This is a genomic window from Bradyrhizobium sp. Leo170 (assembly GCF_004296405.1).
GTDB lineage: Bacteria > Pseudomonadota > Alphaproteobacteria > Rhizobiales > Xanthobacteraceae > Bradyrhizobium.
This window is the reverse complement of record NZ_PSRR01000453.1, coordinates 1-5,560: the sequence shown is the minus strand read 5'-3', so window position 1 is coordinate 5,560 and position 5,560 is coordinate 1. Positions and strand designations below refer to the sequence as shown.

The 5,560-nt window shown below is 65.0% G+C and carries 7 protein-coding genes; 2 read left to right on the top strand and 5 right to left on the bottom strand.

What is annotated here, in order from left to right:
• Positions 1-108: 108 nt before the first annotated feature.
• The 3 genes from CWO89_RS40150 to CWO89_RS40140 are packed head-to-tail and all read right to left on the bottom strand — an operon-like array spanning position 109 to position 3,192.
• Positions 109-909 (bottom strand): enoyl-CoA hydratase/isomerase family protein, encoded by an 801-nt coding sequence (locus CWO89_RS40150; RefSeq protein WP_130583803.1) that lies wholly within the window; start codon positions 907-909, stop codon positions 109-111.
• Between the two features lie 39 nt (positions 910-948).
• Positions 949-2,109 carry an acyl-CoA dehydrogenase family protein gene (locus CWO89_RS40145; protein ID WP_130583802.1) on the bottom strand — a complete coding sequence of 387 codons (1,161 nt, stop codon included), beginning with the start codon at positions 2,107-2,109 and terminating at the stop codon, positions 949-951.
• A gap of 15 nt (positions 2,110-2,124) precedes the next feature.
• On the bottom strand, positions 2,125-3,192 hold the full coding sequence (locus CWO89_RS40140; RefSeq protein ID WP_130583801.1) for an acyl-CoA dehydrogenase family protein: 1,068 nt from the start codon (positions 3,190-3,192) through the stop codon (positions 2,125-2,127).
• 266 nt (positions 3,193-3,458) lie between these two features.
• Between CWO89_RS40140 and CWO89_RS40135 the strand changes: the two genes are divergently transcribed.
• The gene (locus CWO89_RS40135; RefSeq protein ID WP_130583800.1) at positions 3,459-4,241 is read left to right on the top strand and encodes an SDR family NAD(P)-dependent oxidoreductase; all 783 of its coding nucleotides are present in this window, start codon (positions 3,459-3,461) and stop codon (positions 4,239-4,241) included.
• A 129-nt stretch (positions 4,242-4,370) separates the two neighbouring features.
• Here the strand turns inward: CWO89_RS40135 and CWO89_RS40130 are convergent, their stop codons facing one another.
• Positions 4,371-4,649, bottom strand: a complete 279-nt coding sequence (locus CWO89_RS40130; RefSeq protein WP_130583799.1) for a GlsB/YeaQ/YmgE family stress response membrane protein — start codon at positions 4,647-4,649, stop codon at positions 4,371-4,373.
• Between the two features lie 50 nt (positions 4,650-4,699).
• The gene (locus CWO89_RS40125; RefSeq protein WP_130583798.1) at positions 4,700-5,305 is read right to left on the bottom strand and encodes a YidB family protein; all 606 of its coding nucleotides are present in this window, start codon (positions 5,303-5,305) and stop codon (positions 4,700-4,702) included.
• A gap of 146 nt (positions 5,306-5,451) precedes the next feature.
• Here CWO89_RS40125 and CWO89_RS48985 point away from each other — a divergent pair.
• On the top strand, positions 5,452-5,560 hold a 109-nt coding region (locus CWO89_RS48985), incomplete at its 3' end, for a 2-dehydropantoate 2-reductase N-terminal domain-containing protein (RefSeq protein ID WP_130583797.1).

Sequence of the window (5,560 nt, the reverse complement as noted above, 5' to 3'; positions counted from 1 at the left end):
CTGACTTGTAGGGGTGGGCAAAGCGCAGCGTGCCCACCATTCACGGTCGGTGCAAGAGAAGGTGGGCACGCTGCGCTTTTCCCACCCTACGCGTCGGCGCAAGCGGCGTTACCGCCCCTTGAAATTCGCGACGCGGCGCTCGGCGCTGGCTTTGACGCCTTCCTTGAAATCTTCCGTGGCGCGCAGCCTGGTCTGCTCGATCAGTTCATGGTTGGTGGCTGCGAGCACGCGGTCGGCGAGGTCACCGCGCATGGTGGCGCGGGTGGAGATGAGGCCGAGAGGGGAGCATTCGGCGATCTCCTGCGCGAGCTTGAGCGCCTCTGATCGCACCTGGTCCTGCGGCACCAGCACATTGGCGAGCCCCCAGCGGTAGGCCTCTTCGCCGGTGACGCGGCGGCTGGTGTAGAACATCAATTCGGCATGGTTCTTGCCGATCAACTCGGGCAGCGTGAATGTCAATCCGAAGCCGGGATGGAAGCCGAGCTTGGTGAAGTTCGCCGAGAAGCGCGCCTCGGGGCAGGTGACGCGGAAGTCTGCGGAGACGGCAAGTCCGAGTCCGCCGCCGATGGCGGCGCCGTGGACGGCGGCGACGATCGGCTTCTTGTTGCGGAAGATGCGCACCGCCTGCACATAGAGATGGTTGATCGGCAGATTGGCGGCCGGATCGGACTCCGCGCGCGCTTCCTGCTCCTGCCGTGCCGGATCGCTGAAATTGGCGCCGGCACAGAACGCCTTGCCTTGGGCGGCGAGCACACTGCTGCGGATCTCGATGTCGCGGTCGAATTCCTCGAGCGCATCCGCGATCTGATTGATCAGCGCGACGTCGAAGAAGTTCAACGGCGGTTTGCGGATTTCGATCAGGCCGACATGGCCCTGCTTCTCGACGCCGATATCGGTATATTTGCTCATGAGCGTTCCCCTTTGAATTAGCGCAGGCCGGCCGCGCGCCTAGCGCAAACCAAGTCCGCGCGCAATGATGCCGCGGAGCACTTCCGTGGTGCCGCCCTGGATCGTCAGTTTCGGCGCCGTCCTGATCGCGAACTCGAGCTGCTTCTCCAGCGTCTCGCGGTTGGATGCGGTCTCCTCGACGAAGGCGGCGAGGTCGCGCACCCGGTGCGGCAATTGCTGCTCCCATACGGTGCCGATGTCCTTGACGATGGACGCCTCCACCACCGGCTCCTTGCCGGCCTGCAGCATGCCGGCGACCGAGACCGACATGCGGCGCATGGTGTGTAGCTGCGCCACCAGGCGGCCGATGCCTTCGGCGCTGCGGGTGTCCGGCTTGTCGCCGACGGCGCGCACGAGTTCGGTCAGCACGTAGTAAGTCTCGAGGAAGCGCTCGGGGCCGCTGCGCTCATAGGCGAGCTCGCTCGTCGCCTGCTTCCAGGCGCCGTCAATCTCGCCGAGCACGTGATCGTCGGGCACGAAATAGTCGGTGAAGACGACTTCGTTGAATTCGTACTGCCCGGTGATCTGGCCGATCGGATTCACCTGAATGCCTGGTTGCTTCATCTTGACCAGGAACTGGGTCAGGCCGTGGCGGCGATTTTCCTTGGTCGGCGGCGAGGTGCGGAAGATCGCGATCATGTAGTCGGCGATATGCGCCGAGGAGGTCCAGATCTTGCTGCCGTTGATCAGATAGCCGCCATCGGTCTTGGTCGCGCGCGTCTTCGCCGCGAACAGGTCCGAGCCGGAATTCGGCTCGCTCATGCCGATCGCAAAGCACAGCTCGCCGCGGCAGATGCGCGGCAGGATGTCCATCTTGACATGCTCGGGCGCATATTTCAGCAGCACCGGTCCGCTCTGGCGGTCGGCGACGAAGAAGCGCCGTGTCGGCGCGTTGGCGACCCGCATTTCCTCGGTCACCACATAACGCTCCAGGAACGAGCGCTCCTGGCCGCCATATTTCTTTGGCCAGGTCATGCCGAGCCAGCCCTTGGCGCCGACACGGCGCGAGAATTCCGGTGCGTCGGTGTCGTCGCGGTTGGGCTTGTTCGGATCAAAGGTGCCGGCGGCGATCTCTTCGGCAAGGAAGGCGCGCACTTCTTTACGCAATCGCTCGCATTCGGGCGGCAGGCGGATCGGATCGAAACGTAGGGCTGCAGTCATAGCTCTTTCCGTAAATCAGCGCGAGGCCACCAGCGGCCACAATTCGTCGGCGCCTCTGGCGGCGACGCGCTTGCCGAGCTCAACCGCCCAATGGCTTTCCGAGCCGAAGTCGTCGCGCCAGGCCAGCGCGCGCAGCGAATAGCGGTGCAGGATGTGCTCGATGGTGAAGCCGATCGCGCCGTGCACCTGGTGCGCGATGGCGCCCCCTTTCTCCGCCGCCTCCGCGCAGCGGATCTTGGCGGACGCTGCTTCGAGGTACACCGCGTCGTCGAAGGAGGTCGCGTTCGCGATGGCGTCGGCGGCAGAGGTAGCGGCGGCGAGCGCGGCGGCCGATTCGCCAGCGAGGCGTGCGAGATTGTGCTGCACCGCCTGGAATTTCGAGATCTTCTTCTCGAAGGCGACGCGCTCATTGGAATAGCGCACGGAAATGTCGAGCATCGCTTCCAGCGCGCCCGCGATCTGCAGGCTGCGGACCACGCCGCCCATCAGCATCAGCGTGGCTTGGTCAAACCCCTTGGGCGCCGGCTTGATCGTGATTGGCTCGACCTTGTCCAGCGTCACGGTATCCGAATTGTCGTAGCCGACATTGAGGCCGGCCTCGATCCGGCCTTTGGCAGCGTCGACCAATGCGATCGAGATGCCGCCATTGTTGCCATGCGCCAGCACCGCGACATGCTTTGCCGCTTTGGCAAACGGCACGCCGCGGGCGCGGCCGGACAGGCTGCCATCGGCATTGAGCGTGATGCGATCCTTTGGGCTCCCGGGGATCACCGTCATCTCGCCGTCGGGAGAAGCGATCTTCGCTTGCGCGAGCAGCCAGCCCGCCAGCATGGTCTCGGCGAGCGGGACCGCGATCGCGAACCGGCCGGCGGCGTTGAGCACGCCAAAGCCCTCGGCCAGACTCGCGCCGGAGCCGCCGAGATCGTCCGGCACCCAGGCAAGCGGCAGGCCGGCCTCGCTCAGCGCCTGCCAGAGTGGCGCTTTCCAGCTTCCCGTCTTGTCACTGTTGATGGTCTGGGCGTCGGCGAGATCGGCAAAGATTTTCTCTGCGGTCTCGACGACGATATTCTCACTCTCCGCCACGGCGTTCCTCAAGTTATGGAATTTGGCACGTCTCGGACGCGCCAAACTGTCGCGCCAAGTGCGTTCCGTTCTTGCGCTTTATGATGCGGAAAAGCCATAGCCGTGACAAGCGCTGTCCGCAGGGCCGCCTGCGGCGGCGGCATGCGAGCCATAGTGCGGAAAGCAAAAATTCCACGCAACGGAGTTCTGGCTTGTCGCGCTGGGTGCGCGATATGGTATGCCAGCGCCGGAACGTTTTGAGCGCAAAAGCTAAAGAGGGAGTGCGGATGTCGAAGGATGGTTTGTATGCAATCGTAACGGGCTCGGCGTCCGGCCTTGGGGCCGCGACCGCGCAGATCCTGGCCAAGGTCGGCGGGCGCGTCGTCGTCAACTATTCCAACAGCAAGAAGGAAGCCGAGGAGACCGCCGATCTCTGCCGCAGCGCCGGCGCCGAGGTCGTGGTGGTGCAGGGCGACGTGTCGCGCGACGAGGACTGCCGCAAGATCGCTGCTGCCGCGGCATCCTGGGGCAGGCTGGATGCGCTCATCAACAATGCCGGCACCACCAAGCATGTCGCGCACGACAATCTCGACGGGCTCTCGGCGGAAGATTTCCAGCGCATCTACGCGGTGAACACGATCGGGCCGTTCCAGATGGTGCGCGCGACCCGTCCGCTGCTTGAAGCCGCCGCGAACGCGTCGGGGCGCGCCTCGGCGGTGGTGAATGTCTCGTCGGTCGCAGGCATCTCCGGCGTCGGCTCCTCGATCGCTTATGCTGCAAGCAAGGGCGCGCTCAACACCATGACGTTGTCGCTGTCGCGCGCGCTCGCGCCGCTCATTCGCGTCAACACGGTCTGTCCCGGCTATATCGATACGCCCTGGTTCACCAAGGGCCGCGGCGAAGCCGGCGCCAAGCAGGTGCGCGATGCTGTCGTGGCGAGGGTGCCGCTGAAGGTCGCCTCAACGGCCGAAGATATCGCGCAGCTCGTCTGCTTCCTGGCGACGCCGGCCTCGGGCAACATGACCGGCGAGTGCGTGCGCATGGATGCGGGGATGCATCTGATCGCATAATCGTCGATTGCGAGAGCACTGCGGTGGGGTGGGCAAAGCGCAGCGTGCCCACCATCCACGGTCGGTGCGAGAAAGGTGGGCACGCTGCGCTTTGCCCATCCCTACGTGCGCGCTCAAAGCGGCGAACGACTACCGCCTGCCGGGATCGGGAATGACGCCGCTCGCCACCAGCCGGTTCCAGATGAACAGCACCACCAGCGCGCCGATCGTGGCGGTGATGAAGCCGGCGCCCTGGTCGGGGCTGTAATGGCCGATGGCCTGACCTATCCAGGTTGCGAGGAACGCGCCGGCGATGCCGAGCACCGTGGTCAGGATAAACCCGCTCGGGTTGTTCGGTCCCGGCGACAGGAACCGCGCGATGATGCCGGCGACAAAGCCGACGATAATGATCCAGAGAATGCCGCTCATGGCGGTCGTCCTTTCCTGAAACGAGAGATCACCGCTTCACACGGTCGCAATTAGATCCGCCTCGAGATTTCATCGTCGTTCGGCAACCGGCCGTCCGGCGTCAGATGATTGATGGCGTCGGGCAAATACTGGCTCAAGCCGCGGAGCAGGTCGTCGCGCGACATTCCGCTCTGCGCGGAGATCTGGTCGATCTGGTCGGCACCCAGCGCATTGGCGAGATCGCCCGGCGCGACCTGCTTGTTCGGGCCGTTGCTGACCCAGGAATCGGCGTGGTCACCAAGGCCCTTGTCCTGGAGTTGCTTGAGGAGATCGCCGAGCCCGCCGCTCAGGACGGTGCCGGCCGCACCACCCGCGAGCAGTCCGCCAAGGCCGCCCTTGAGAAGGTCGCTCAGTCCGCCGCCGGCGGGACCGCCGGGAAGGCCTGCGGTCACGATGTTGCCGGGCGGGGGAGTGGGTGTCTGAGTTGGCGTCGGCGTCGGCGCCTGCCGTGGGGCCTCGCCGGGCTGGTTGGTGAAATGCTTGACCGCCTTCCAGGCCAGCAGTGCCAGGATGGCCATGGTCATTGGCGACATGCCGCCCTTGTCGGATTCGGCGCTCGGCGTGCTGGGCCCGCGCGGGCCATTCTGCATGCCGTTGAGTACGTCGAGTAAACCCATCGTCTTCTCCCGCGTATCTGCCCCGCGCCGAAAACATAACGGCGGCCCATGACGGTTACAAGGCACGGCCGCAAGCTGCGGCTTCCGTTCGGTAGGCACAAAATACCAACTCTGCTATCGATTATGGTCACGAGGTTGAACGGCGGATGAATGCTTTAGATCGACCGATCGGGATCGCCGGCGCCGGCAGCATCGGCTGTTTTGTCGGCGGCATGCTGGCTGCCGCCGGCCGCAAGGTGGCGCTGTTGGCGCGGC